Origin of the sequence: Bradyrhizobium sp. MOS001, from assembly GCF_004634465.1 — a bacterium.
Classification (GTDB): domain Bacteria; phylum Pseudomonadota; class Alphaproteobacteria; order Rhizobiales; family Xanthobacteraceae; genus Bradyrhizobium; species Bradyrhizobium barranii.
Genome location: NZ_SPVJ01000033.1, coordinates 64,092 through 87,792, shown reverse-complemented (window position 1 = coordinate 87,792; position 23,701 = coordinate 64,092). Strand labels below are relative to the sequence as shown.

Here is a 23,701-nt window from a genome sequence, read left to right as displayed (position 1 = left end):
CCTTCAGCGCCCTGCGGCGTAGCCCTGCATGCCACGCGGGTTGGCGGCGGCGCGGCGGCGCACCCCGACGCGCGAGGCCGCGGTGAGGCGACCTTCCGACCAGTCGGGGCCGACCTCGACAATGTGTCCGCGCTCGCGAAGGTTCTCGATCGTCGCCTTCGGCACGCGGTTCTCGACCACGAGCACGCCGGGGCGCGCGGTGCGCGGCCAGAACGAGATCGGGAAGTGCTCGGAGTGCCAGGCCGGCGCGTCGATCGCTTCCTGCAGATTGAGGTTGCAATGGACGTGCCGCAGGAAAAACTGCGTGATCCACTGATCCTGCTGGTCGCCGCCGGGCGAGCCCCAGGCCAGATACGGCTCGCCGTCGCGTAGCGCCATGGTCGGCGACAGCGTCGTGCGCGGCCGCTTGCCCGGCGCAAGCGCGGCGGGATGGTCTTCCTCCAGCCAGAACATCTGCGCGCGGCTGCCGAGGCAGAAGCCGAGCTCCGGAATGATCGGCGAGGATTGCAGCCAGCCGCCCGATGGCGTCGAGGACACCATGTTGCCGGCCTTGTCGATGATGTCGAAATGCACGGTGTCGCCGCGCACCTCGCCGAAGCGCCCGACTGTCGGCTCGCCCGCGCCAAGCGCGCCGACCGCCTCACGCTGCCCCTCGGCGCGGCGCAGCTTGACCACGCCGCCAAAACCTTCGACCGAACCGGGGAGGAAGTCGAGCGATGCCTTCTCTGAGATCAGTTTGCGACGTTCGTCGTTATAGGCATCCGACAGCAGCGTCGCGATCGGGATCTCGCTGAATTTGGGATCGCCGTAGAATTTTTCGCGGTCGGCAAACGCGAGCTTGGCGCATTCGATCTGGAGGTGGATGAATTCCGGCCCGGTCGGATCTAGCCCGTCGAGCGCAAAGCCCTTGAGCAGCGCGAGCTGCTGGAGCGTCACCGGACCCTGGCTCCAGACGCCTGCCTTGCAGACGGTGTAGCGGCCATAGTCGTAGGTCAGCGGTGCCTCGATCGTCGGCTGCCAGCGCGCCATGTCGTCGGCCGAGAGCACGCCGCGATGCGGCGAGCCGCTGACATCCATCACTTCCTGGGTGCGGCAGAACTTGTCGATGGCTTCCGCAACGAAACCTTGCGACCAGGCCTTTCGCGCGCGCTCGATCTCGGCGTCGCGGTCACCGCCGCCGCTCTCGGCTTCGCTGAGAATGCGGGCGTAGGTCGCAGCCAGCGTCTTGTTGGTGAAGAGCGTGCCGGGCCTCGGCACTTCGCCATTGGGCAGATAGACCGCCGCCGAGGTCGGCCAATGCTTGCGGAACAGTTGCTCGACGGTCTGGATCGTGGCGCAGGCGCGCTCGACCAGCGGATAGCCGTCGCGCGCGTAGGAGATGGCCGGCTCCAGCACGTCGCGCACGCGCATCGTGCCGTAGTCGCGCAGCAGCATCATCCAGGATTCGAACGTGCCGGGGACGCAGGCCGCGAGCAGGCCGGTGCCCGGCACCATGTCGAGGCCTTCGCTCTTGTAATGCGCGATGGTGGCGCGCGCCGGCGCCGGGCCCTGGCCGCAGATCACCTCGGTGCGTGCGCGTTTGACGTCATGCACGATGATGGGCACGTCTCCGCCGGGGCCGTTCAAATGCGGTTCGACGATCTGGAGCGTGAACGCTGTGGCGACGCCGGCGTCGAAGGCATTGCCGCCCTTTTCCAGGATGGCCATGCCGACCGCGGTCGCGATCCAGTGTGTGGTGGCGACGACCCCGAATGTGCCCTCGATCTCGGGGCGCGTCGTGAAGGGATCGGGATTGACGTTGCTGGCCATGGGATTTCGCTACCTTATTTGTCGCGCGCGCAATTGATCACAGGCAATGCCGTGCCGCCAATGCGCAGGCCGCATGGCACGCGCGCGTCACGCCGGGACCGGCGCGGTGTTCACCGCATGGCAGGCGACGCCGGCGATCAGTTCCGGGGCTTCCTTGCGGCAGAGATCGAACGCCAGCGGGCAGCGCGGATTGAAGGCGCAGCCGGGCGGCGGATTGATCGGATTCGGGATCTCGCCCTTCACTGGAATACGCTGGCGGCCCGACATTGCGAGATCGGGCACGGCGCCCAGCAGCATCTTGGTGTAGGGCATGCGCGGTCGGGCGAACAGCTCGCGTCCCTCCGCGATCTCGACGATGCGGCCGAGATACATCACGCCGACGCGGCTCGCCATGTGGCGGACCACGGCGAGGTTGTGGCTGATGAACATGTAGGTCAGGCCGAACTTGTCCTGGAGGTCGCGCATCAGGTTCAGGATCTGCGCCTGCACGGAGACGTCGAGCGCCGAGGTCGGCTCGTCGCAAACGATGAACTCCGCATCGGAGGCGAGCGCTCGCGCGATCGCGATGCGCTGGCGCTGGCCGCCGGAGAATTCGTGTGGAAATTTCAACCGGTCGTCGGGATGCAGCCCGACAAGGCTGAGCAGTTCGCCGACGCGCGCCTGGATGTCGCGCTCGCCCTGGATCAGGTCGAAGGCGCGGATCGGCTCGGAGATGATGGCATCGACCCGGAAGCGCGGGTTCAGGCTCGCATAGGGGTCTTGAAAGATCATCTGGATGCGGCGGCGCAGTTTTCGCCGCGCCTGCGCCTGCCGTGGATCGGTCATCGAGATGCCGTCGATCAGCACGTTGCCGGAACTCGGCGGCAACAGGCCGACGACCATCCGCGCCACCGTGGTCTTGCCCGAGCCGGACTCGCCGACCAGAGCAAAGGTCTCGCCCTTCCTGATGTCGAAGCTAACGTGATCGACAGCCTTGAGATATTCGAGATGCCCGCCTTCGAGCACGCGGTTGAGCCAGGGTTTTGAGACGTCGAAGACGCGGCGCAGATTTGTGGCCTGGACGAAGGGCGTGCTCATGCCGCGCTCTCCGCAGGCACGGTGTCGTAGAGATGGCAGGCAACGGACTGTGTGCCGCGCGATAGTGGCTCCGGCCGTTCAACCCGGCAACGATCGAAGGCGAAGGCGCAGCGCGGATTGAACGAGCAGCCGCGCGGGATCGCCGACAGGCGCGGCATGGAGCCGGGGATCTGCACCAGGCGCTTGTCGTCCCCGGCAAGCGTCGGGATCGCGCCCATCAGGCCCTTGGCGTAAGGGTGCAGCGGATTCCTGACGACGTCCTGTACCGGGCCGATCTCGGCGACGCGGCCGGCATACATCACCGCGACGCGGTCGGAGGTCTCCGCGATCACGCCCATGTCGTGCGTCACCAGCATCACGGCGGTGCCGTGGTCGCGGCCGAGCCGCTTGATCAGCGAGATGATCTGCGCCTGCACGGAGACGTCGAGCGCGGTGGTTGGCTCGTCCGCGATGATCAACTCGGGCTCGGCGCAGATCGCCAGCGCAATCACAACGCGCTGGCGCATGCCGCCGGAGAATTCGTGGGGATAGCCGTCGATGCGCTTTTCCGGCGCGGGAATACCGACCTCGGCGAGCAGGTCGATGGCGCGGCGGCGGGCGGCCGTCTCGGACAGGTTCAGGTGGGTTTTGATCGTCTCGATGATCTGGTCGCCGACGCGGTACAGCGGATTGAGCGAGGTGAGGGGATCCTGGAAGATCATGCCGATCCGTTTTCCCCGGATGCGGCGTATCTGCTCGGCGGGCAAATTGTCGATGCGCTGGCCGGCGAGACGAATCTCGCCGCCGGCGATGCGACCGGGCGGATCGATCAGGCCGATCACCGCCAGGCCGGTGACGGACTTGCCGGCGCCGGATTCGCCGACCACGCCGAGCACCTCGCCCTTGGCGATGTCGAACGAGACGCCGTCGATCGCGCGCAGCGTGCCGCGGCGAGAGGCGAACTCGACCTGAAGATTGCGCACGGAGAGAACGGGTTCGGTCATGGGCGAGGCGTTTTCATCGAAGCTTTGCTCATCGAAGTTTCGGGTTGAGCGCGTCGCGCAGCCAGTCGCCGAGCAGGTTGATCGACAGGATCAGCGCGGCGAGCGCAAGCCCGGGGAAGGCGACGATCCACCATTCGCCCGCGAACAGATAGTTGTTGCCGATGCGGATCAGCGTCCCGAGCGACGGCATGGTGTCGGGCAGGCCGACACCGAGGAAGGACAGGGTCGCCTCGGTGATGATGGCAAGCGCGAGGTTGATGGTGGCGATGACCAGGATCGGTCCCATCGTGTTGGGCAGTACGTGTCGCAGCATGATCTTTGGCGCGGGCAGGCCGATCAGCTGCGCTGCGGCCACGTAATCCTTGTTCTTCTCGACCATCACGGAACCGCGCACCGTCCGGGCATATCCGACCCAGAAACTAAGCCCGATCGAGATCACCAGCACCACCAGCATGCTGTTGGCATCCAGCCGGTTGCCGAGGATCGATTTCGCGATGCCGTTGATCAGCAGCGCGATCAGAATGGCGGGGAAGGTCAGCTGCACGTCGGCGATCCGCATGATCACGCCGTCGACCGCGCCCCCGAAATAGCCGGCGGTCAGGCCGAGTGCGATTCCGAGCGCGCCGGCGAAGACCACGCCGGCGACGCCGACGGCGAGCGAGATGCGCAAGCCATAGAGGATGGCGGAGAACACGTCGCGGCCCTGCTCGTCGGTGCCGAGCAGGAACGGGCTCTGGCCGTCGGCGGTCCAGAGCGGTGAGATCCGCGAGTTCATCAATTGCAGCTGCGCCGGATCGAACGGGTTCTGCACCGCGAGTGCCGATGCAAAGATCGCGAGCAGGAAGAACAGCACGGTAATGGCCGCCGCCACCATGGTCAGCTTGGAGCGGCGGAACGAATAGAAAATGTCGCTGTCGAGCGCGCGGCTGAGCCAGCTGCGGGCGGCATGCGTCGGCAGCGTGCTCTGCTTGTCGGAATTTGAGGCGACTACGTCGGACATGGAGGCTGCCTCATGCGGCGCGGCCGATGGTCGAGCGCAGGCGCGGATCGACCACGGTGTAGAGGATGTCGACCACCAGATTGATGGTGACGAAAATCAGAGAGACCATCAGCAGGTAGGCGGCCATAATCGGGATATCGACGTTTTGCACGGCCTGCACGAACAGAAGTCCCATGCCGGGCCATTGGAATACGGTTTCGGTGATGATCGAAAATGCAATAACCGAGCCAAACTGTAGTCCGGCCACCGTGATGACGGGAATGAGCGTGTTCTTCAGTGCGTGGCCGAAATGGATGGCACGGGTGGTCAGCCCGCGGGCCCGAGCGAAGCGAATATAGTCGGTCCGAAGCACTTCCAGCATTTCCGCGCGCACCAGCCGCATGATCAGGGTCATCTGGAACAGGCCGAGCGTGATCGAGGGCATGATCAGCGCCTTCAGGCCCGACAGCGTGAGCAGCCCCGTCGTCCACCAGCCGAGCTTGACCACCTCGCCGCGACCGAACGAGGGCAACCAGCCCAATGTCACCGCGAACAGATAGATCAGGAGAATGCCGATCAGGAAAGTCGGCAACGAGATGCCGATCAGCGAAACCGCCTGGAATAATTTGGCGAGCACGGTGTCGCGTTTGAGCGCCGAATAGACGCCCATCAGGATGCCGAACACCATTGCGAATACGGTCGCGCAGATCGCCAGTTCCAGCGTCGCGGGCATGCGCTCCATCAACAGCGTAGAGACCGGCTGACGGAACTGATAGGAGACGCCGAATTTGAACTGCGCGGCGTTGCCGAAATAGCGGACGAACTGCACCGGCACGGGATCATCGAGGCCGAGCGATTTGCGCACGGCTTCGCGTTCGGCCGCCGACGTATCGATCGAGACGATCTGGTTGACCGGGTCGCCGGCGAAGCGGAACATCGAGAACGCGATGATGCCGACGGCGAACATGACGCCGATGGCCTGAAGGGCGCGGCGAAGAGTGAAAGCGAGCATGCCTTCCACTATCCTTGGGTGTGCGTTTGGCTGACGTCTTTGTCAGCCGGAAAAGGAAAGGTCCCGGAAGCCTGACGCTGCCGGGACCTCGTGTTCAACTGTCGCTATTCCTTCTTGGTCGCCCAGTGGAACATGACCAGATTGTCGGCGCGCTGCGGCAGGTTGACCTTCTTTGATACGCCCCAGGCCAGCGCCTGCTGGTGCAGCGGGATGTAGGACCAGTCCTTGTTGCCGATTTCGTAGGCCTGCTTGATCAGCTGGTTGCGCTTGGCGGTGTCGGTTTCGACCAGCACCTTGTCGGTGATGGCGTCGAACTCCTTGTTGCAGTAACCGCCGAGATTGGCTTCGCCGCGCGAGGATTTGGCATCGTCGCGGCAGCCCATGATGTCAAAGAGCACGTTGTGGGAATCCATCGTGCTCGGCGTCCAGCCCAGCATGTAGAACGAGGTCTGGTAGCCGCCTTGCTTCAACACCTTGGCGAAGTATTGCGCCTTGGGCTGCGCCAGCAGATTGATCTTGACGCCGATGCGGGCGAGCATGCCGACGACGGCCTGGCAGATCGCGGCGTCGTTGACGTAGCGATCGTTCGGGCAATCCATGGTGACCTCGAAGCCGTCGGGGTAGCCGGCCTCGGTCAGGAGCTTCTTGGCGCCTTCAGGGTCGAATTTCGGCCGGGTGAACTCCTTGGACAGCAGGAACAATTCCGGAGCGATCATCAACGCCGACGGCGTCGACAGCCCGCGCATCACGCGCGTCTTGATCAGCTCGATGTCGATCGCCTTGTAGAAGGCCTCGCGGACGCGGATGTCCTTGAATGGGTTCTTGCCCTTGATGCTGGAGTAGAGCAACTCGTCGCGGACTTGATCGAAGCCGATGAAGATGGTGCGCAGCTCCGCCCCCTTCAGCACCTGGGCGTTCGGGCTCGAATCGACGCGGGAGATGTCCTGGATCGGCACCGGCTCGATGACGTCGACTTCGCCCGACAGCAGCGCGGCGACGCGGGTGGCGTCGGAGGCGATCGGGGTGAAGATGATCTCCTTCAGGTTACCTTCGACCTTGCCCCAGTAATTGGGATTGGCCTTGAACACCGTCTTCACGCCGGGCTGGTGGCTCTCGATGATGAAGGGACCGGTGCCGTTTTCGTGGAGCGAGGCGTAGCTCGGCGTGGTCGCCGCCACCGGCGTCGGGTCGACGACGTTGTTCTCCTCGGCCCATTTCTTGTCCATGATGTACCAGACATCCCACGCGTTATGCAGGATGGGATTGGGCGAGGGCAGGACGAAATCGACGGTGTAGTCGTCGACCTTGATCACCTTGACGTCCGGAGCAAGGCGGGTCTGCATGTTGGACCCCTTCTTGCGGACGCGATCGGCCGAGAACAGCACGTCGTCGGCGGTGAAGGGATCGCCGTTGTGGAATTTCACGCCTTTGCGCAAATGGAAGCGCCAGCGGGTCGGCTCCGGGGTTTCCCAGCTTTCCGCCAGCGCCGGAATGATCTTGAGGTCCTTGTCGCGCGCGGTGAGGCCTTGATAGACGTGACCGAGATGGGCGTGAGTGGTGCTCTCGTTGAGGGTATAGGGATCTAGCGACTTCAGGTCACCCTGGTTGGCATAACGTAGCGTCTGGCTCGACGCCGACGAGACCGTCAACGCAAACGTACCGGCGAGCGTCGCCGCAAACAGAGTTCGACCGACTGACATTCTTGACCCTCTCCACTCTGCCGCGCCGTGATTTTTGATTGTTCGGCGGGCGTCCCAATCCATGTTGCCCAGAGTCCACGACCCGTGCAAGCGCCATTCCAGCAAGGAACGCGCCAAGTTGCGCCGCTGTGCAGCAATGCTGGCCGACAATCTGGCGGCGAGGGGTTCGCGGGCGATATTCGACTTTCGATCGGTGAAGTCCCCGGCCGCGGGGCCCTCGTGCCCCGCCGGGCGCCGAGGAAGCGGGCTCATGGCGGGCGCGATTTCATTGACCATATCCGCCGATCGCGGAAGCAAGGCCGGCCGCCAGCCTCAGGTCGCTTGCGTTGCACACCGTCTCGCGGCGATACTGCGACAGGCCGCTCGAATCTCATCTGGAGGGGACATGAAAGTTAACATCGAAATTGACTGCACCCCCCTTGAAGCCCGCCAGTTCTTCGGACTACCCGACGTGATGCCGATGCAGACCGCCGTGATGGACAAGTTGCAACAGCAGATGATGTCCAATATCGACAAGGTCTCGCCGGAATCGCTGATCCAGAGCTGGTTCACCTTCGATCCCAAGATCGCCGAGCGGTTTCAGGACATGTTCGTCACCATGGCCGGTCTCGGCAGCCCGCGCAGCGGCGACAAGAAGAAATAAATGTCGCCCGGGCCGGACGAGCCGCAGGGGTCGGGCCGGCTTCGTCCGCCGAGCCTCGGCCTGCTGCTGGCCGAAGCCCGTGGACTTTTCGAATTCAACGCCAGCGTAATGCTGTCGCCGCTCCTGATGCGCGCGCCCAGGGGCGACGGCCATCCGGTGCTGGCGCTGCCGGGCTTTCTTGCCAGCGATCTTTCGATGGCGCCGATGCGGCGCTATCTCAGCGAGCTCGGCTATGAGGCGCATGCCTGGCGGATGGGGCGCAATCTCGGTGGGCTGGAACGGATGAGGGAAGCCCTGCGCAAGCGCCTTGCCGAAATCCACGCCACGAGCGGACGCAAGGTCAGCCTGGTCGGTTGGAGTCTCGGCGGCGTCTATGCCCGCGATCTCGCGCTCCAGGCGCCCGAGATGGTCCGTTACGTCGTCACGCTCGGCAGCCCGTTTGCCAACGACGTGCGGGCGACCAACGCCACGCGGCTGTACGAAGCGCTGACCGGCGAGCGTGTCGAGGATTTCGCCGAACTGCGCGAGGCGATCGCCGGCGATCTGCCGGTGCCGGCGACGTCGATCTATTCGCGCGCCGACGGTGTCGTGAACTGGCGAACCTGTTTGTTGCGTCCCTCCGACCGCGCCGAGAACATCGAGGTGCACCTGGCGAGCCATATCGGGCTCGGCGTGAACCCCGCGGCGCTGTGGGCCGTGGCGGACCGCCTGGCGCAACCGGAGGGGGAATTCTGGCCGTTCGACCGGGCAGGGCCGTTTGCCATTGCATATGCCCCGCCGGAACGGGCAGTATCGGCCTGACGAGAAGCGCCGGCAAAGGCGCCCGTCGAAACGAGCGGAGGGAACTATGGCTGACGGTAAGAAGCTGTCGTCGCTGGACGCATCATTTCTCTATCTGGAAACGCCGGAGATGCCGATGCATGTCGGCAGCATGGCGATCTTTCGCCTGCCTGACGACTACAAGGGCGACTTCTTCGAAGACTTCAAGGCGATGATCGTCTCGCGCCTGCACATCGCACCGATCCTGAAGGCACGGCTGGAGAAGGCGCCGCTCGATATCGATCATCCCTCCTGGGTCGAGGACGACCAATTCGACATCGACCGCCACATCTTCCGCGCCAGCCTGCCGCAGCCGCGCGACCGCGCCACGCTCGAACGCATCGTCGGCTGGATGCACGCCAAGCTCTTGAACCGCGCCCGGCCGCTCTGGGAGTTCTACGTGTTCGAGGGCATGAAGGACAACGAGGTCGGGCTCTATTCCAAGATGCACCATGCCGCCATCGACGGCGGCGCCGGGGCGGCGCTGACCAACATGATCTACGATATCTCGCCCACCCCCCGGAAGGTCGATCCGCCGACGGCGGGCAGCAAGCCCGGACAGGAGCCGCGCGACATCGCCGCCAACCTGCTCGATTCCTATCAGCAGCTCTTCACCCAGCCGCTCGATGCCTCGGCCGCCGCGAAGAACCTGCAATTGCCGCGCACGGGCAAGAGCGACATCGGCTCGATCCTGTTCGACAATGCGATGTATCAGATCGAGAGCGCGGTGCGCTTCGCCGGCAACATCCCGACCATGGTCAAGAGCGTCTCCGACGTGCTCGGCAAAATCTCCGATCCGAAATCCCGGGAAAGCCTCGCCAGCATGGTGTCGCCGCCGACCATGCTGAACAAGACGATTTCCTCGGAACGCAGCTTTGCCGGCGTCTCGATCTCGCTGTCGCGTTCAAAGGCGCTCGCCAAGCAGGCCGGCGGCAAGCTCAACGACGTGGTGCTGGCGCTCGCCTCCGGCGTGGTCCGGCGCTACCTCCAGCAATATGGCACGCTGCCGGCGAAATCGCTGACCGCCGCCGTGCCGATCTCGCTGCGCGAGGAAGGCAACACCGAGGCCAACAACCAGGTGTTCGGCATGATCTGCTCGATCGCGACCAATATCGACGATCCCAAGGCGCGGCTGGAGGCGATCATCGCGCAGTCGACCAAGTCCAAGGAGATGTCGCATCCGTTGCGGGCCCTGATGCCGCAGATTTCCAACATCTCGATGCTGGGTGCGCCGATGATGGTGCAGGTTCTGGCGCTGCTCTACAGCCGCTCGAACCTGTCGGATGTGCTGCCGCCGGCGGCCAACATCACGGTGTCCAACGTGCCGGGGCCGCGGCAGACGCTCTATGCCGCCGGCGCGGAGCTGTTGCACATCTTCCCGGTGTCGATCTCGACGCATGGACAGGCGCTCAACATCACCGTGCAGAGCTATCGCGACCAGCTCGACTTCGGCTTCATCGTCGGCGCCAACATCATTCCGCACGTGCAGGTGATGTGCGACATGCTGCCGGAGGAGTTCGCCGCGCTGGAGGCGGCCTACGCGCCGCCGGCGGCCGACGTCAAGGGCGCCGCAGAGTAGGAATATTGCGATGATTGAGATGCCACCGCTCAAGTTCGTGCAGACGAACGGAATCCGCATGGGCTACTACGAGGCGGGCCCGGTCAGCGACAAGCCGCCGATGGTGCTGTGCCACGGTTGGCCGGAACTCGCCTTCTCCTGGCGTCACCAGATCAAGGCGCTAAGCGAGGCCGGCATCCGGGTGATCGCGCCGGACCAGCGCGGCTATGGCGCGACCGACCGGCCCGAGCCGGTCGAGGCCTACGACATCGAACATCTGACCGGCGACCTCGTTGGGCTCCTCGATCATCTCCAGATCGACAAGGCCATCTTCGTCGGTCACGACTGGGGCGGCTTCATCGTCTGGCAGATGCCGCTGCGGCACATCGACCGGGTTGCGGGGGTGGTCGGCATCAACACGCCTCACACCAACCGTGCCTGGGCCGATCCGATCGAGCTGCTGCGCGCTCGCTTCGGCGACAAGATGTACATCGTGCAGTTTCAGGATCCGGCGCGTGAACCCGACAGGATCTTCGGCAGTCGCGTCGAGCAGACATTCGATGCGTTCATGCGCAAGCCGGCGCCGCGCCCGCCCGATGCGCCGGCTGAGGAAGTGATTGCCGGCGTGGGCGCTTCGCCGCGGGTCAATCTGGCGTTTCCGCAGATGATTGCGGCTTACGACGCGAAGCACGATCCGCGCACGCCGATCCTGTCGCCGGAAGAGAAAAAGGTGTTCGTCGACAATTTCACCAGAACGGGCTTCACCGGCGGCATCAACTGGTACCGCAACATGTCGCGCAACTGGACGCGCGCCGAAGGGCTCGATCATACGGTGCGGGTGCCGTCGCTGATGATCATGGCCGAGAACGACGCGGTGTTGCCGCCGTCTTCCGCCGATGGCATGGACAAGCTGATTCCCGATCTCGAAAAATACCTGGTCCGCGACAGCGGCCATTGGACGCAGCAGGAGAAGCCGGAAGAGGTCAGCGCCAAGCTGATCGAATGGCGTAGAAGGCGGTTTGGTTAGCGCTCGTCGTTGCGAACGCGTCATTGCGAGGAGCGAAGCGACGAAGCAATCCAGACTGCCTCCGCGGATATATTCTGGATTGCTTCGCTTCGCTCGCAATGACGACATTGAGGCAGGGGGACTACATTTCGATGTCATCCAAGAACCGTCTGGACCCGATTCCGCAGCCGCCGACCAAGCCGGTGGTCGGCAACATGCTGTCGCTGGATTCGGCCGCGCCGGTGCAGCACCTGACCCGGCTTGCCAAGGAGCTCGGGCCGATCTTCTGGCTCGACATGATGGGTTCGCCGATCGTCGTCGTCTCCGGCCATGATCTCGTCGACGAGCTGTCCGACGAGAAGCGCTTCGACAAGACGGTGCGCGGTGCGCTGCGCCGCGTGCGCGCGGTCGGCGGCGACGGCCTTTTCACGGCCGACACCAGGGAGCCGAACTGGAGCAAGGCGCACAACATCCTGCTTCAGCCGTTCGGCAACCGCGCCATGCAGTCCTATCACCCGAGCATGGTCGATATCGCCGAGCAGCTCGTCAACAAATGGGAACGGCTCAACGCCGACGACGAGATCGACGTCGTCCATGACATGACCGCGCTGACGCTGGACACAATCGGCCTGTGCGGCTTCGAGTACCGCTTCAATTCCTTCTATCGACGCGACTACCATCCCTTCGTCGAGTCGCTGGTGCGCTCGCTCGAAACCATCATGATGACGCGCGGCCTGCCGTTCGAGCAGCTCTGGATGCAGAAGCGCCGGAAGACGCTCGCCGAAGACGTCGCCTTCATGAACAAGATGGTCGACGAGATCATCGCCGAGCGCCGCAAGAGCGCCGAAGGGATCGACGACAAGAAGGACATGCTCGCCGCGATGATGACCGGCGTCGACCGTTCGACCGGCGAGCAGCTTGACGACATCAACATCCGCTACCAGATCAACACGTTCCTGATCGCGGGGCACGAGACCACCAGTGGCCTGCTGTCCTACACGCTCTACGCTCTGCTCAAGCACCCGGACATTCTCAAGAAGGCCTATGACGAGGTCGACCGCGTCTTCGGCCCCGACGTCAACGCGAAGCCGACCTACCAGCAGGTGACGCAGCTCACCTACATCACGCAGATCCTCAAGGAAGCTCTGCGGCTGTGGCCGCCGGCGCCGGCCTATGGCATCTCGCCGCTGAACGACGAGACTATCGGCGGCGGCCAGTACAGGCTTAGGAAGGGCACCTTCATCACCATCCTGGTGACGGCGCTGCATCGCGATCCCTCGGTCTGGGGTCCGAATCCGGACGCCTTCGATCCCGAGAATTTCAGCCGCGAGGCGGAGGCCAAGCGGCCGATCAACGCCTGGAAGCCGTTCGGCAATGGCCAGCGCGCCTGCATCGGCCGCGGTTTTGCGATGCACGAGGCGGCACTCGCGCTCGGCATGATCCTCCAGCGCTTCAAGCTGATCGACCATCAGCGCTATCAGATGCATCTGAAGGAAACGCTGACGATGAAGCCGGAAGGCTTCAAGATCAAGGTACGTCCGCGCGCCGATCGCGAGCGCGGCGCCTATGGCGGTCCTGTCGCAGCTGCGTCCTCGGGGCCGCGGGCGCCTCGTCAGCCGACGACGCGGCCCGGCCACAATACGCCGATGCTGGTGCTGTACGGCTCCAATCTCGGCACGGCCGAGGAGCTCGCGACGCGCATGGCCGACCTTGCCGAGATCAACGGCTTTGCCGTGCATCTCGGGCCGCTCGACGATTACGTCGGCAAGCTGCCGCAGGAGGGTGGCGTGCTGATCATCTGCGCCTCCTATAACGGCGCGCCCCCTGACAATGCGACGCAATTCGTCAAATGGCTCGGCGACGATCTGCCGAAGGATGCCTTTGCCAATGTGCGCTACGCTGTGTTCGGCTGCGGCAACAGCGATTGGGCGGCGACCTATCAATCGGTGCCGCGCTTCATCGACGAGCAATTGTCGAAGCATGGTGCGCGCGCGGTCTATCCGCGCGGCGAAGGCGATGCGCGCAGCGATCTCGACGGCCAGTTCCAGAAATGGTTCCCTGCGGCCGCGCAGGTCGCCACCAAGGAATTCGGCATCGACTGGAATTTCACCCGCACCGCGGAGGACGATCCGCTCTATGCGATCGAGCCTGTCGCAGTAACCGCCGTCAACACCATCGTCGCGCAGGGCGGTGCTGTCGCGATGAAGGTGCTGGTCAATGACGAGCTTCAGAACAAGTCCAGCGCCAATCCGTCCGAGCGTTCGACGCGCCATATCGAGGTGCAGCTGCCGTCCAACATCACCTACCGCGTCGGCGATCATCTGAGTGTGGTCCCGCGCAATGATCCGACGCTGGTGGATTCGGTTGCCCGTCGCTTCGGCTTCCTGCCGGCGGACCAGATCAGGCTTCAGGTCGCCGAAGGCCGCCGCGCGCAGCTGCCGGTCGGCAATGCCGTCTCGGTCGGACGCCTGCTCAGCGAGTTCGTCGAGCTGCAGCAGGTGGCGACACGGAAGCAGATCCAGATCATGGCAGAGCACACCCGCTGCCCGGTCACCAAGCCTAAGCTGCTGGCCTTCGTTGGCGAGGAGGCCGAGCCGCTCGAGCGCTATCGCACCGAGATTCTGGCCGGGCGCAAATCGGTGTTCGACATGCTGCTCGAATATCCGGCCTGCGAGTTGCCGTTCCACGTTTACCTGGAAATGCTCTCGCTGCTGGCGCCGCGCTACTATTCGATCTCGTCGTCGCCGTCGGTCGACCCGGCGCGATGCAGCGTCACGGTCGGCGTGGTCGAAGGGCCGGCCGCCTCCGGGCGCGGTGTCTACAAAGGCATCTGCTCGAATTATCTCTCCAACCGGCGTGCGGGCGATGCGATCTATGCCACCGTGCGCGAGACCAAGGCCGGCTTCCGGCTCCCGGATGAGTCATCGGTGCCGATCATCATGATCGGCCCGGGCACCGGGCTTGCGCCGTTCCGCGGCTTCCTCCAGGAGCGCGCTGCGCGCAAGGCGAAAGGCGCCGCCCTCGGTCCGGCCATGCTGTTCTTCGGCTGCCGCCATCCCGACCAGGATTTTCTCTACGCGGAGGAGCTGAAGGGGCTGGCGGCAAGCGGCATCACCGAGCTCTTCACGGCATTCTCGCGTGCAGATGGACCGAAGACCTATGTGCAGCACATGCTTGCCGCGCAGAAGGACAGGGTCTGGCCGCTGATCGAGCAGGGCGCGATCATTTATGTCTGCGGCGATGGCGGCAAGATGGAGCCCGACGTGAAGGCCGCGCTCGTTGCGATCCATCGCGAGAAGAGCGGCAGCGATGCCGCCACAGCTGTGCGCTGGATCGAGGAGATGGGCGCGAAGAACCGCTATGTGCTGGACGTCTGGGCGGGAGGGTGATTGTTCGTCCGATCGTGCTAAAGCTTTCCCATGATTCCCTGGGAAAAGATCGACACCGCAAAAATCCCCGGCTCCGACGAGGAGCTCCGCCTGATGCGGCGCGGCAAGGAGTTCTCCATCAAGCTCGGCACCAACGAGCTGATGAACAACCGCCTGTCGGGCTCTGAGGCGGCGCTCGCGACACTGGCGGCGAAGCAGATCGAGAAGGTCGCAAAGCCCGTTGTCCTCATCGGAGGCCTCGGGATGGGCTTTACGCTGCGCGCGGCGCTGACTGTGCTCGGGAGCAAGGCGAAGATCGTGGTCTCCGAGCTCGTGCCGGCGGTGGTCGCCTGGGCGCGCGGCCCGATGGCCGAGGTCTTTGGCGACAGTCTCGATGATGTCAGGGTGAAGATCCGGGAAACCGATGTCGGCGAGATCATCCGCGCGCAGCGGTCGGCCTTCGACGCCATTCTGCTCGACGTCGACAACGGGCCGGAGGGGCTGACCCGGAAGGGCAATAACGCACTCTACAATGCGAGCGGGTTGAAAGCGGCGAAGGTGGCGCTGCGGCCGGGCGGCGTGCTCGCCGTCTGGTCGTCGGGACCCAACCCGGCCTTCACCAAGCGCCTCGGCAGCGCCGGCTTCGATGTGAACGAAGTCAATGTCCGGGCCACCGGACGAGGCGGCGGCGCGCGCCATGTAATCTGGATTGCGCGGAAGAGCTAGGCGGCGATTTGTAGCCCGGATGGAGCGAAGCGAAATCCGGGGCGGTCGATCCGCAAAGAGTGGTCCCGGATTACGCTGCGCTTCATCCGGGCTACGGCTCTAGAACATCGTATTGTTGTTCGCCGGATTTTCCGGGATGTCCTGAACAACGTCCCAGTGTTCGACGATCTTGCCGTTTTCCAGCTTGAAGATATCCACGATCGCGCGGCCCCTGCTGCCGGGCTCGCGAACGGAGTGGACATGCAGGATGACGAAGTCGCCGTCGACGAATGAGCGCTTGATCTCGCTGTGCGAGCTCGGGAACTTTTCGCGCAGGAAGCCGATGAACTTGCGAAAACCGTCCGGACCATCGGGCGCGTTCGGATTGTGCTGGACATAACGGTTGCCGACATAGGCGAGGGCGGCGTCGGCGTCCTTTTGGTTAAGGCCCTTCTCGTAGAAGGCCAGCACGGCGGCGCGGTTGGCTTCTTCCTGCGCGCTGGCGGCCAGCGCAGCGCCGTTGCTGAGGGACAGCATGAGAATGGAAGCCGCAATCATTGCGACGGGCCGGACGATGAGATGCATGTGAACTCCGAGAGGCCGCAGCCTCTGTCTTGCGATTGAGGGAGGCCTGTATAGCTTTCGCGCCGGCTCACGTTAAGAGAGTAACCGGAAGCTCACATGGTCACCGCGAGGAGACCGGTCGCGTTTACGCCGCCTGCGCCGCCGCCCCATGAGCGTGCTTGTCGATGGCGCGGATGATGTCGGGCCAGAAGCGCATCGGCAGCGCATGGCCCATGCCGTCGATCATCAACAGCTTTGCGCCGGGAATCGACTCTGCGGTGTCCTTGCCGCCTTCGGGCCGCACCAGCGGATCGACGGTGCCGTGAATGACCAGCGTCGGTGTTTTCACGCCATGCAGCCGCTCCTTGCGGCTGCCGGAGGCGAGTACGGCGCGGAGCTGCCGGCCGACGCCGGCCGGATTGAGGCCGCGTGCGAACACGCGCTCGGCACGATCGGGGTCGAGCGCTTCCTCTTCCGGAAAGGACCCGGCGCGCAGCACCTTCCAGGTCTCGCCGAAGCGGACGATGAACTCCTCCTTGCTTTGCGGCGGCGGAGCCATCAGCATCGCGGAGGCCTCGCGTGTCGGCGGTGGCACGCGCGGATTGCCTGTCGTCGACATGATCGAGGTGAGCGAGCGCACGCGCTCTGGAAACGACAGCGTCACCTCCTGCGCGATCATGCCACCCATCGAGGCGCCAACCAGATGCGCCGACTTGATGCCGAGCGCATCCATCAGGCCGACCGTGTCCTTCGCCATGTCGATCAGCTTGTAGGTCGCGGCGACGGGAATCTTGAGAAAGCGCAGCTTCAGCAGCTCGAGCGGCGTCAGGCGTTTGCCGCCCGTCAGATGGCTCGACTTGCCGATGTCGCGATTGTCGAAGCGGATCACGCGAAAGCCATGCACGGCGAGCTGCTCGCAGAACGCATCGTCCCAGTGGATCATCTGCGCCCCGAGCCCCATGATCAGCAGTAGCGGCTCGGCATTGTCGTTGCCGAAGATCTCGTAGCAGATGTCGATGCCGTTGGCGCGGATGCTCTGGGGCGGCTGATGGGTGGTCACGGGCGCGTTCCCTCCTGCTGATCGATGCTGTATCGCACGGTTTGCCGCCGCAAAGAAGCCGTGTGCGCCGCACCGCGCGACCTGCCGGTTGACCGCTCCCTCGCAACGGTGTGGTATGGCGAAAAAAGAAGGGCATCGCAGCTCTCGATATCAGGAGGACGCCGATGACCGACAAGACCAATGACCCCGTCGCCATGTGGCAGAAGATGGTTGGTGAGATGGAGAAGGGGTTCAACTCCTTCGCCAACCAGGCCATGTCGTCGCCCGAGTTTTCACAGGCGATGAACCGCGCGGGAGGGGTTGCTGCAGGTGCTCAGAAGCAACTCGGCGAGCTCATGGAAAAATATCTGGTCTCCATGAACCTGCCCAGCCGCGATCAGGTCACTGGCCTTGCCGAAAGGTTGCAAGCCATCGAAGGCCAGATCGGTGAGATCAAGTGGATGCTGAGCCAGATGGCGGCACGTTCCGGCGTATCTCAGGGCTCCGATACGGCATTGCGACCGCCGCGCACCAGGCGCCCGCCGTCCGAGGGCGGAGAGCAGACATGAATGCAGCCACCGGACTAGATCTCGCATCGATCCCGGATCGCATCCAGTCCGAGGTGCAGCGCGCCATCCAGCGCAGCATCAAGGGCGTCGAATATTTCTCGACTTCGGGCCCTTCGCTCGGCTCGACGCCGAAGGACGTGCTGCATTCGCGCGGCACCATGAGCCTCTATCACTACAGGCCGATGTCCGACGAGATCTACCGCGTACCGGTCTTGATCGTGATGGCGACCACCAATCGTGGCTACATCCTCGATCTCGTGCCTGGTCAGAGCTTCATCGAGTTCCTGCTCAAGCGCGGCTACGACGTCTACATGCTGGACTGGAGCGCGCCGCGGCCGGAGGAGAAGAGCCTGCGCATGGAGGACTACGTCCTCGACTTCATCCCGGATTGTGTCCGCCGCGTGCAGGCGGATTCCGGCGAGCAGGACGTCTCGGTGATCGGCTATTGCTTCGGCGGCGTGCTGTCGCTGCTCTACGGCTCGATCCACAAGGACGGGCCGATGAAGAATTTGATCTGCTTCACCACCCCGATCGACTTTCGCGAGATGAAGCTGTTCTCCAATTTCTCCGACCGCCGCTATTTCGACGTCGACCGCCTCGTCGACAGCGTCGGCAACGTGCCGCCGGAGATGATCCTGTCCTCGTTCGAGATGCTGCGCCCGGCCTCGCGCACGGCGAGCCAGATCCAGCTTTGGGAAAACATCTGGAACGATGAGTTCGTGAAATCGTATCGCATGTTCGACCGCTGGGCGACCGACACGCTGCCGCTTGCGGGCGAGTATTTCCGCACGATCACCAAGGATCTGATGTGGGACAACAAACTGTTCAACGACACTATGTCGGTCGGCGGCCGCGCGGCGAAGCTCGAAGACATCAAGGTGCCGTTCCTGCATGCGGTCGCCGAGCACGATCACATCGTGCCGTATGACGCCGCAAAACACCTGATCGCGAAGATCGGATCCGATGACAAGGAAGAGGTGATGCTGAAGGGCGGTCACGTCTCGCTTGTCGCCGGCGCCAACGCTGTGAAACGGCTGTGGCCGAAACTGGATTCCTGGCTGGGGAAGAGATCGACATGAGTGAGCAGCGTTCCTATCCGCGTCAGGTCAAGACCGACGCTGGCGATATCGAGATCCGCCTGATGTCGCCTGCGGACGAGGCCGCGATGCTGGCCTTCGGCAAGGGCCTGCCGACCCATGATCTGTTGTTCCTGCCGCGCAACATCAGCGAGCCGAAGGTGCTCTCGGCCTGGGTCAAGGAGATCGAGCGCGGCGCGATTACCAGCCTGCTCGCGGTCAGGGACGCCAAGGTCGTCGGCTGCGGCACGCTGGTGCGCGATCCGCATTCCTGGTCGCCCCATGTCGGCGAGATCCGGATGGTTGTTTCCCTCGACGTGCGCGGGAAGGGGGTCGGGCGGGCGCTCTCGCAGGAGACCTTTGCGCTCGCGCTCGGCGCCGGCCTGGAAAAGCTTTCGGTCCAGATGACGGTCGACCAGCAGGCGGCGATCGCCTTGTTCGAGAGCCTCGGCTTCAAGGCCGAGGCGCTGCTGCGGGACCATGTCCGGGACGTCGACGGCAAGACCCACGACATTGTCGTGCTCGGGCACAATATTGCGCAGGTGCAGGCCCAAATGGAGGCCTATGGGCTGCCGGGTGCCGTCCAGCATTAGGGGCGGCCGGCTCGTTATCCGGAACCCGTCTGGCCAGGGAGGCGGCAAATTGCCTTCCATTAAGGCTTTTCACGATTTCGTGATATCGCAGTGCAATACGAATATTGCATCGCACCATTAATTATGTCATACAAGCCGTGCCCCGGGCCAATGAGGACGGGGTGAGCCCATAGCTCAACCCAATGAGGATGGAGAGAACCCCATGACCACCGAAACCAACACTGCCTTCGAGGGCTTCAAGGACGCTTTCAAGAACATCCAGAACCTGGAAGTTCCCGAGGCCGCTCGCGATTTCGTCAAGAAGTCCGCCAACACCGCCAAGGACCGTGCTGCCGAGGTGTTCGCTGGCTCCGAGCGCGTGACCGCCGCCGTCGAGAACGCGGTGACCGAGTCCGTCACCGAGGCCGGCAAGATCAGCCGCAACATCCAGCAGGCGATCTATGAAGACGCCGAGGCGTTCTTCTCGGGCATCGACAAGCTCGCGTCCGCCAAGTCGGTCAGCGAAGCCGTCGAGATCCAGTCGAGCCTGCTCCGCGCCCGCGGCGAAGTCTTCGTCTCGCGCGCCAAGGCGACCGCCGACTATGTCGGCAAGCTCGCTGCCAACGGTGCGAAGTCCGCTCAGGACAACTTTGCCAAGGTCTACACCAAGACCGCTTGATACGGCACCCTGAGTACAAACTGAAATTTGAGGCCCGCTTCGGCGGGCCTTTGTTTTTTGCGCTGCCGTCATTGCGAGCGAAGCGAAGCAATCCAGTCCGTCTCCGTGGAAAGACTCTGGATTGCTTCGCTTCGCTCGCAATGACGAGTAGGGTGATGCAGTGATGACCCCGCCCGCTACCTTCTCCTTCGACACCCCCGGTGACGCCGAACGCGCGGCGGAGCTTCGCCGCGTCAAAGCACTGGCGACGCTGGTGCTGGCCTCGACGCTTGCCCTGTTCGTCGTTGCGAAATGGCTTCTGCCAGTGCATCCCGTGTTCGGCTTCATCGCGGCCTTCGCAGAAGCTGCGACCATCGGCGGGCTCGCCGACTGGTACGCGGTGGTCGCGCTGTTCAAGCGGCCGCTCGGCCTGCCGATCCCGCACACCGCGATCATCCAGAGCAATCAGGCCCGCATCGCCGACAAGCTCGGCGAGTTCATCCAGGTGCATTTCCTCGAGGCCCGCCCCGTCGAGGCCAAGCTGAGGGAGATCGATTTCGGCTCCTTCGTCGCCGACTGGCTGCGCGACCGCAAGCGCAGCGATGATCTCGCGCGTTTCGCGCTGCGCCTGCTGCCGGAGGCCGTCTCCGCGACGGAAAGCTCGGGTCTGATGACCTTCATCATTCGCCGCATGTCCTCGCAGCTCCAGGCGATCGACCTTGCGCCGCTCGCGGCCGGCACGCTGCGCGGCTTCGTCGCGGAAGGGCGGCATCAGATCCTGTTCGATGATCTCCTGCGCGTGATGCACGAGACGCTGAATCAGACCGAGACGATGGCGATGATCCGCGAGAAGGTGCGCGCGGAGTTGCCGACCCTGCTCAGGCTCTATCGCGCCGACAAGTTTCTGGTGAACAAGATCGTGGCGTCCGCCACGGCTTTTTTCAACGAGGTGCGCAGCGATCCCAAACATCCGTTTCGCGGCGAATTCGATCGCATGGTGCTGGGCTTCGTCGACCGGCTCGGCACCGATCAGGCCTATATCGACCGCATCGACGGATTGAAGCGCGATCTGCTCGCCCGGCCCGAGCTTGCCGATCTCGCCCGCACCGTCTGGGCCAACACGCGCTCCTTCATCGAGCGCAGCGCGAGCGGCGAGACGCAGGTGCTGCAGCATCATCTCGCCGGGATGTTCGTCGCCGCGGGCGAGGCGCTCGCCGGCGATGCCGAGCTCCGCGGCGAGATCAACAAGGGTCTGGTGGCGGTGCTGCGCAGCTTCGTTGCGGATCAGAAGAGCGGCGTCTCGACCTTCATTTCCGACCAGGTCAAGGCGTGGGATATGGCGCAGCTGATTTCGCTGATTGAAATCAACATCGGCCGCGACCTGCAATACATCCGCTTCAATGGCTCGCTGATCGGCGGGCTCGCAGGTCTTGCTCTCTACTCCGTAGAATTCCTGCTTCGGTGGTTGTGACTTTTGCGTCACGGACGCTGGCATTCACGCGCGGGCCTATTGTCGCCTTGGGTTTCACCCGCTTGAATGTCGGGCATCGGCCGCCTAGCTGATTCATGCTGCGTTGCGGAACGTTCGAGAAGCCGGAGTGTTGGAATTCATACCCATTTGCCGGCATCGCAACCGGTAGCCTTTTCAGCAATTCTGCCCAGGGGACCATTGATGACTGCTACTGCCCAGACGCTGCGTCCGCCGTCCCGCACCTTGATGTTCCTGGAAGGGCGCGCGATCCACGAGTTCGGCGCATTCCTCGGCGCACTGCCGCTGCTGAGCCTTGCGCCCCGCGGCGATGGGCATCCGGTGCTGGTGTTCCCGGGCCTCGTGGCCTCCGACGCGTCGACGCGCGCGCTGCGCTCGTTTCTGACCAGCAAGGGCTACGCGGCAAGCGGCTGGCGCCAGGGCCGCAACTACGGCCTGCGCGAGGGCGTGCAGCATGCGATGGTCGATCTCGTGCAGGAGCTCAGCGACAAGCATGGCCGCAAGATCAGTCTGGTCGGCTGGAGCCTCGGCGGCCTCTATGCGCGCCAGCTCGCCAAGATGATGCCGGCGCGCGTGCGCCAGGTGATCACGCTCGGCAGCCCCTTCGCGGGCGATCCCCGTTCGACCAATGCCTGGCGCGTCTATGAATGGGCGAGCGGCCGGAAGTCCGACGAGGTCGATCCGCAGTTCGGCGGCGAGCTCGCCGTCCCGCCGCCGGTGCCGACCACCGCCGTCTTCAGCCGCACCGACGGCGTCTGCGCCTGGCAGGGCTGTATGGAGAAGACGGGCGCGCAGACCGAGAGCATCGAGGTCGAGAGCAGCCATTGCGGCATGGGCCATCATCCCGCAGCCGTCTATGCGGTCGCCGACCGCCTCGCGCAGAAGGAAGGCCAGTGGCGGCCGTTCGACCGCAGCGGCTGGCGCAGCATGATCTATCCCGATCCGCATCGGTAAGCGCGGCCTGCATGGTTCGAGACGCGCGGCTTTGCCGCGCTCCTCACCATGAGGACTGAGAGCTAGTGACGCCGCGCGAAAGCGATCAGACCTCATCCTGAGGAGGCGCGAAGCGCCGTCTCGAAGGATCGAGCCCGGCTCTCGCTTTGATTGTCGCCCCCGTCCATTGTCGCGCCCGCACCAAACGCGCTATGCCTCGCGCATGGCGCATCCATTGTCCCGCATCATCGACCAGCTCAAGCGTGAGCCGTCACGCACGGGCTCCATCGTCATCACCGTGTTTGGCGACGCCATCGTGCCGCGCGGCGGCTCGGTGTGGCTCGGCACGCTGTTGGAGTTCTTCGAGAGTCTGGACATCGATGCCGGCGTGGTGCGCACCGCGATGTCGCGCCTTGCTGCCGATGGCTGGCTGATGCGCGAAAAGGTTGGCCGTAACAGTTTTTATCGCCTGGCCGACAAGGGAAGTCAGACCTTCGAGGCCGCCACGCGCCACATCTACGATCCGCCATCGTCGGACTGGACCGGGCGCTTCGAGCTGCTCCTGATCGGCAACGGCGAGGATCGCGACGTCTCGCGCGAAGCGCTGCGCAACGCCGGCTTCGGCAGTCCGCTGCCCGGCGTGTGGGTCGCGCCATCAGGCGTGCCGGTGCCGGACGAGGCTGCCGGGGCGATCCGTCTCGAAGTCTCGGCTGAAGATGACAGCGGGCGCCGTCTGCTCAGCGCGAGCTGGCCGCTGGACCGCACCGCCGACGCCTATCTGAAGTTCATGAAGACGTTCGAGCCGCTCCGTGCCGCTATCGCGCGCGGTGCGGATCTGTCCGAGGCCGACGCCTTCACCGCGCGGATCCTGCTGATCCACTACTACCGCCGCGTCGTGTTGCGCGATCCGCTGCTGCCCGAGAGCCTGCTGCCCGGCGACTGGCCTGGCAGGGCAGCACGTGAAGTCTGCCGCGAGGTCTATCGCGCGCTGCTTGCGCCGTCGGAACAATGGCTTGATAGCCATGGAACCAATGAGAAGGGGCCACTGCCGCCGGCTCGAAAGCTCCTGGAGCGGAGGTTCGAGGTCTGATTTATATGTTACAGAAATATATTGCATGAAGTAATTTTTGTTATATATTGCC

General features: G+C 64.1%; 21 protein-coding genes. 13 read left to right on the top strand and 8 right to left on the bottom strand.

Features of this window, described 5'->3' with window-relative positions:
- Nucleotides 1–3: 3 nt before the first annotated feature.
- From CT676_RS30370 to CT676_RS30345, 6 genes are all read right to left on the bottom strand, one after another.
- Nucleotides 4–1,809, bottom strand: a complete 1,806-nt coding sequence (locus tag CT676_RS30370; protein WP_085404389.1) for a gamma-glutamyltransferase family protein — start codon at nucleotides 1,807–1,809, stop codon at nucleotides 4–6.
- 87 nt (nucleotides 1,810–1,896) lie between these two features.
- Complete coding sequence (locus CT676_RS30365) at nucleotides 1,897–2,886, bottom strand: oligopeptide/dipeptide ABC transporter ATP-binding protein (RefSeq protein WP_085404388.1); 990 nt, start codon at nucleotides 2,884–2,886, stop codon at nucleotides 1,897–1,899.
- The gene (locus tag CT676_RS30360) at nucleotides 2,883–3,869 is read right to left on the bottom strand and encodes an ABC transporter ATP-binding protein (RefSeq protein ID WP_085404387.1); all 987 of its coding nucleotides are present in this window, start codon (nucleotides 3,867–3,869) and stop codon (nucleotides 2,883–2,885) included. Before CT676_RS30360 ends, CT676_RS30365 begins: the two co-directional genes overlap by 4 nt.
- 28 nt (nucleotides 3,870–3,897) lie before the next feature.
- Nucleotides 3,898–4,869, bottom strand: coding sequence for an ABC transporter permease (locus CT676_RS30355; RefSeq protein ID WP_085404386.1), 972 nt, complete (start codon nucleotides 4,867–4,869; stop codon nucleotides 3,898–3,900).
- A gap of 10 nt (nucleotides 4,870–4,879) precedes the next feature.
- The gene (locus CT676_RS30350) at nucleotides 4,880–5,860 is read right to left on the bottom strand and encodes an ABC transporter permease (RefSeq protein WP_063984746.1); all 981 of its coding nucleotides are present in this window, start codon (nucleotides 5,858–5,860) and stop codon (nucleotides 4,880–4,882) included.
- 104 nt (nucleotides 5,861–5,964) lie between these two features.
- Nucleotides 5,965–7,560 (bottom strand): ABC transporter substrate-binding protein, encoded by a 1,596-nt coding sequence (locus CT676_RS30345; protein WP_085404385.1) that lies wholly within the window; start codon nucleotides 7,558–7,560, stop codon nucleotides 5,965–5,967.
- A gap of 385 nt (nucleotides 7,561–7,945) precedes the next feature.
- Here CT676_RS30345 and CT676_RS30340 point away from each other — a divergent pair, with 385 nt between their 5' ends.
- The 6 genes from CT676_RS30340 to CT676_RS30315 all read left to right on the top strand — a co-directional run bounded on the left by CT676_RS30340 (nucleotide 7,946) and on the right by CT676_RS30315 (nucleotide 15,680).
- Nucleotides 7,946–8,203, top strand: a complete 258-nt coding sequence (locus tag CT676_RS30340; protein ID WP_071915885.1) for a DUF6489 family protein — start codon at nucleotides 7,946–7,948, stop codon at nucleotides 8,201–8,203.
- Nucleotides 8,204–9,004: an alpha/beta hydrolase gene (locus CT676_RS30335; protein WP_085404384.1), complete on the top strand. Its 801-nt coding sequence runs from the start codon at nucleotides 8,204–8,206 to the stop codon at nucleotides 9,002–9,004. It abuts the gene before it with no gap.
- Between the two features lie 46 nt (nucleotides 9,005–9,050).
- On the top strand, nucleotides 9,051–10,601 hold the full coding sequence (locus CT676_RS30330; RefSeq protein ID WP_028157105.1) for a wax ester/triacylglycerol synthase family O-acyltransferase: 1,551 nt from the start codon (nucleotides 9,051–9,053) through the stop codon (nucleotides 10,599–10,601).
- A 10-nt stretch (nucleotides 10,602–10,611) separates the two neighbouring features.
- Entirely contained in the window at nucleotides 10,612–11,607 is a 996-nt protein-coding gene (locus tag CT676_RS30325; RefSeq protein ID WP_028146842.1) for an alpha/beta hydrolase, read from the top strand.
- Between the two features lie 131 nt (nucleotides 11,608–11,738).
- Nucleotides 11,739–14,975 (top strand): cytochrome P450, encoded by a 3,237-nt coding sequence (locus CT676_RS30320; protein ID WP_085404382.1) that lies wholly within the window; start codon nucleotides 11,739–11,741, stop codon nucleotides 14,973–14,975.
- A gap of 30 nt (nucleotides 14,976–15,005) precedes the next feature.
- Nucleotides 15,006–15,680, top strand: a complete 675-nt coding sequence (locus CT676_RS30315) for a spermidine synthase (protein ID WP_085404381.1) — start codon at nucleotides 15,006–15,008, stop codon at nucleotides 15,678–15,680.
- Nucleotides 15,681–15,779: 99 nt separating this feature from the next.
- Here CT676_RS30315 and CT676_RS30310 read toward each other — a convergent pair whose 3' ends face one another.
- Together CT676_RS30310 and CT676_RS30305 are read right to left on the bottom strand one after the other, a co-directional pair.
- Nucleotides 15,780–16,244 (bottom strand): nuclear transport factor 2 family protein, encoded by a 465-nt coding sequence (locus tag CT676_RS30310; RefSeq protein WP_085404380.1) that lies wholly within the window; start codon nucleotides 16,242–16,244, stop codon nucleotides 15,780–15,782.
- Between the two features lie 124 nt (nucleotides 16,245–16,368).
- On the bottom strand, nucleotides 16,369–17,283 hold the full coding sequence (locus CT676_RS30305; protein WP_085404379.1) for an alpha/beta hydrolase: 915 nt from the start codon (nucleotides 17,281–17,283) through the stop codon (nucleotides 16,369–16,371).
- Nucleotides 17,284–17,447: 164 nt separating this feature from the next.
- Here CT676_RS30305 and CT676_RS30300 point away from each other — a divergent pair, with 164 nt between their 5' ends.
- The 7 genes from CT676_RS30300 to paaX all read left to right on the top strand — a co-directional run bounded on the left by CT676_RS30300 (nucleotide 17,448) and on the right by paaX (nucleotide 23,649).
- Nucleotides 17,448–17,831 (top strand): hypothetical protein, encoded by a 384-nt coding sequence (locus CT676_RS30300; protein WP_085404378.1) that lies wholly within the window; start codon nucleotides 17,448–17,450, stop codon nucleotides 17,829–17,831.
- Nucleotides 17,828–18,910 (top strand): alpha/beta fold hydrolase, encoded by a 1,083-nt coding sequence (locus CT676_RS30295; protein ID WP_085404377.1) that lies wholly within the window; start codon nucleotides 17,828–17,830, stop codon nucleotides 18,908–18,910. The genes CT676_RS30300 and CT676_RS30295 overlap by 4 nt, the downstream gene beginning before the upstream one ends.
- On the top strand, nucleotides 18,907–19,500 hold the full coding sequence (locus CT676_RS30290; RefSeq protein ID WP_063984735.1) for a GNAT family N-acetyltransferase: 594 nt from the start codon (nucleotides 18,907–18,909) through the stop codon (nucleotides 19,498–19,500). The genes CT676_RS30295 and CT676_RS30290 overlap by 4 nt, the downstream gene beginning before the upstream one ends.
- A 202-nt stretch (nucleotides 19,501–19,702) precedes the next feature.
- Nucleotides 19,703–20,158 (top strand): phasin, encoded by a 456-nt coding sequence (locus CT676_RS30285; protein ID WP_085403967.1) that lies wholly within the window; start codon nucleotides 19,703–19,705, stop codon nucleotides 20,156–20,158.
- Nucleotides 20,159–20,321: 163 nt separating this feature from the next.
- Nucleotides 20,322–21,608 (top strand): DUF445 domain-containing protein, encoded by a 1,287-nt coding sequence (locus CT676_RS30280; protein ID WP_085403966.1) that lies wholly within the window; start codon nucleotides 20,322–20,324, stop codon nucleotides 21,606–21,608.
- Nucleotides 21,609–21,809: 201 nt separating this feature from the next.
- Nucleotides 21,810–22,580 (top strand): alpha/beta hydrolase, encoded by a 771-nt coding sequence (locus CT676_RS30275; RefSeq protein ID WP_085403965.1) that lies wholly within the window; start codon nucleotides 21,810–21,812, stop codon nucleotides 22,578–22,580.
- Between the two features lie 202 nt (nucleotides 22,581–22,782).
- Nucleotides 22,783–23,649 carry a phenylacetic acid degradation operon negative regulatory protein PaaX gene (gene paaX / locus CT676_RS30270; RefSeq protein WP_085403975.1) on the top strand — a complete coding sequence of 289 codons (867 nt, stop codon included), beginning with the start codon at nucleotides 22,783–22,785 and terminating at the stop codon, nucleotides 23,647–23,649.
- Nucleotides 23,650–23,701: the final 52 nt, after the last annotated feature.

Bases quoted from the DNA above. Each gene is read 5' to 3' on its own strand.
- CT676_RS30295 (WP_085404377.1), top strand. From the start codon at position 17,828: ATGAATGCAGCCACCGGACTAGATCTCGCATCGATCCCGGATCGCATC.
- CT676_RS30300 (WP_085404378.1), top strand. From the start codon at position 17,448: ATGACCGACAAGACCAATGACCCCGTCGCCATGTGGCAGAAGATGGTT.
- CT676_RS30335 (WP_085404384.1), top strand. From the start codon at position 8,204: ATGTCGCCCGGGCCGGACGAGCCGCAGGGGTCGGGCCGGCTTCGTCCG.
- CT676_RS30340 (WP_071915885.1), top strand. From the start codon at position 7,946: ATGAAAGTTAACATCGAAATTGACTGCACCCCCCTTGAAGCCCGCCAG.
- CT676_RS30285 (WP_085403967.1), top strand. From the start codon at position 19,703: ATGACCACCGAAACCAACACTGCCTTCGAGGGCTTCAAGGACGCTTTC.
- CT676_RS30365 (WP_085404388.1), bottom strand. From the start codon at position 2,886: ATGAGCACGCCCTTCGTCCAGGCCACAAATCTGCGCCGCGTCTTCGAC.
- CT676_RS30290 (WP_063984735.1), top strand. From the start codon at position 18,907: ATGAGTGAGCAGCGTTCCTATCCGCGTCAGGTCAAGACCGACGCTGGC.
- CT676_RS30325 (WP_028146842.1), top strand. From the start codon at position 10,612: ATGATTGAGATGCCACCGCTCAAGTTCGTGCAGACGAACGGAATCCGC.
- CT676_RS30315 (WP_085404381.1), top strand. From the start codon at position 15,006: ATGATTCCCTGGGAAAAGATCGACACCGCAAAAATCCCCGGCTCCGAC.
- CT676_RS30330 (WP_028157105.1), top strand. From the start codon at position 9,051: ATGGCTGACGGTAAGAAGCTGTCGTCGCTGGACGCATCATTTCTCTAT.
- CT676_RS30370 (WP_085404389.1), bottom strand. From the start codon at position 1,809: ATGGCCAGCAACGTCAATCCCGATCCCTTCACGACGCGCCCCGAGATC.
- CT676_RS30320 (WP_085404382.1), top strand. From the start codon at position 11,739: ATGTCATCCAAGAACCGTCTGGACCCGATTCCGCAGCCGCCGACCAAG.
- paaX (WP_085403975.1), top strand. From the start codon at position 22,783: ATGGCGCATCCATTGTCCCGCATCATCGACCAGCTCAAGCGTGAGCCG.
- CT676_RS30310 (WP_085404380.1), bottom strand. From the start codon at position 16,244: ATGCATCTCATCGTCCGGCCCGTCGCAATGATTGCGGCTTCCATTCTC.
- CT676_RS30345 (WP_085404385.1), bottom strand. From the start codon at position 7,560: ATGTCAGTCGGTCGAACTCTGTTTGCGGCGACGCTCGCCGGTACGTTT.
- CT676_RS30280 (WP_085403966.1), top strand. From the start codon at position 20,322: ATGACCCCGCCCGCTACCTTCTCCTTCGACACCCCCGGTGACGCCGAA.
- CT676_RS30275 (WP_085403965.1), top strand. From the start codon at position 21,810: ATGACTGCTACTGCCCAGACGCTGCGTCCGCCGTCCCGCACCTTGATG.
- CT676_RS30355 (WP_085404386.1), bottom strand. From the start codon at position 4,869: ATGTCCGACGTAGTCGCCTCAAATTCCGACAAGCAGAGCACGCTGCCG.
- CT676_RS30360 (WP_085404387.1), bottom strand. From the start codon at position 3,869: ATGACCGAACCCGTTCTCTCCGTGCGCAATCTTCAGGTCGAGTTCGCC.
- CT676_RS30350 (WP_063984746.1), bottom strand. From the start codon at position 5,860: ATGCTCGCTTTCACTCTTCGCCGCGCCCTTCAGGCCATCGGCGTCATG.